Raw genomic sequence first — 1,898 nt, 5'->3', positions numbered from 1 at the left:
CAGCCCCCGCAGCCCCAGCAATACCTGCCGCTCCGGCAGTACCTTTAACGGCAAGAGTATCCCAAAATCCTGCGGCTGGTGGTTCGTTATTTTGATTGGTATCTTGAATGCTGATATAACTGCTGCCGTTATAATTAACCGCATCACGGCTATTGTAAACAACAGCGGTGTCCCATGTCCCTTTCCAGCTTAAACCAGGTAAACCATCAAGTCCTGGCGCACCTTCCAGACCCGGTGTTCCTGCTGCTCCTGCTGCTCCTGGTTTTCCTGGCGCACCATCAGCACCATTTAATGCAAGTCCTGTAATTTTGTAATGACCCTCACCACCAATATTATCCCCTTTTATTTGAGCACGGTAGCTTAGTAAACGATTATTTTCTATTACCAGAATTTCAGGAATAACCCCAGTATGACCGTTATGGTTGTAATAAGCCTGGAAGGCATTACCAGTGATTTCAGAATGACTAATCACTATAAAATCTGCATTTTCAACCAACTTGCCAGTTGGGCTGTCAACACGCTGCAAAGTAACGTTGCTACCATTGAGTATTCTTCTCTGCTCGGGTGTCACTTCAACCATAGGGAGGTGTAATTCACCATTTTGGGCATTGTAAATAGCAGCACTGTGCGGGGTCATCTGGGTAATTTGAATATTGCCATTGATTTCTTTAAATTTCATATGAAATTTAAAGTTTTTACCTTGGGGTTGTATCAATGTAATTGGGAGATCACCAAGCATTTCAATACTTGAGAAATCACCGTCAGTAATGCCATTATCTCCTTGAGTCGCACCCTGAATAGATAGCAAACTGCCGGCTTGTAACATACCGGAACCGCTGATTAGTTGCAGGTCAATATCATTGAAATGAGTGGTATTATCAAGAGTCATACCATCAAAATGTAATATACCAGTATCAGGATCGAAAATTGCATCCGCCATACAATTATTGAATAGCAAACTGATGACAAAAAGGTAGCTGAGTGAAAGTGGCCTTATAAAGATCATTGGATTATTCCTTAATTATCAACCAAGCCAGGAGTATTTTTACTGCTGTTAAAGGTTATGATTCATCTGGCGATGGCTCATAATCAGGCTGCTACAGCATAAATACTTTTATATTATGGTTTAGTAACAATATTGTTTATTTTCAGACATCAGACATAAATATTAAGCCTATCAATTTAATGGTTTTTTGTCCAATCATCTTTTTTACGGGCAGTTGAAAAATAGGCCCGATTCTCAACAAATTCTTCAGCACCTGTTAGCCTTCTGAAAACACTGGAGACTTTTAACTTAACCTCAATTTCAAATTTCAAATTTCAATGTCTGTAATCCATTGATAACTATAAATTTGCTTCCCGTCTTTGTACTCCCGATAATCCAGAAAGTTGACTAAAATATCCGGCTGCGTTTTGTTCAATGTGACCCTGCTGATGAAGCGATAACCCTCTGCTATGCGTATTATATGCCGCCTAATTCTCACTACTGAAATGAATCTGTTCCACTAAGAGCATTGCCCAGTTGAATTTTTATTTTAATATGGAACGATGGGCATTCCTCCCAATTCTCAGCAATCGCACAGTCATAAAATACCCGAGCCACAGAAGGGGGGAATGATTTGTCCCGGTTTATCTAATAACCGCCTGACTAAAATGTGAACCAAAATGAAACCTGACAGAATTAAACACCCCCCTATTTCGCATGATTGACTTGATTTTTTATCTCGGGCTACTGATGTCATGCATCAGTAGTCCTGCCAATGCGCAGGAAACTAAACAACCACCCGCTAAAAGACGGGTGGGTTAGAGCGTTTGGCGGCTGAAAGCCGAGATACAGGGCGGACAAGCCCTGTTGTTTAGCCCCAACGGGGCGCATTAATATAGCCAGGGGTAACACC

The 1,898-nt window shown here is 41.5% G+C and carries 2 protein-coding genes; both read right to left on the bottom strand.

The window, feature by feature from the left end:
- On the bottom strand, window positions 1-1,006 hold a 1,006-nt coding region (locus QUF61_RS18070), incomplete at its 3' end, for a hypothetical protein (RefSeq protein ID WP_289682946.1).
- 176 nt (window positions 1,007-1,182) lie between these two features.
- Window positions 1,183-1,317 carry a hypothetical protein gene (locus QUF61_RS18065; protein WP_286018901.1) on the bottom strand — a complete coding sequence of 45 codons (135 nt, stop codon included), beginning with the start codon at window positions 1,315-1,317 and terminating at the stop codon, window positions 1,183-1,185.
- Window positions 1,318-1,898 lie beyond the last annotated feature (581 nt).

It is taken from the genome of Candidatus Venteria ishoeyi (assembly GCF_030378065.1).
GTDB lineage: Bacteria > Pseudomonadota > Gammaproteobacteria > Beggiatoales > Beggiatoaceae > Venteria > Venteria ishoeyi.
Note: the sequence above shows the minus strand (reverse complement) of the source record. Positions and strands in the feature narration are given on the sequence as shown.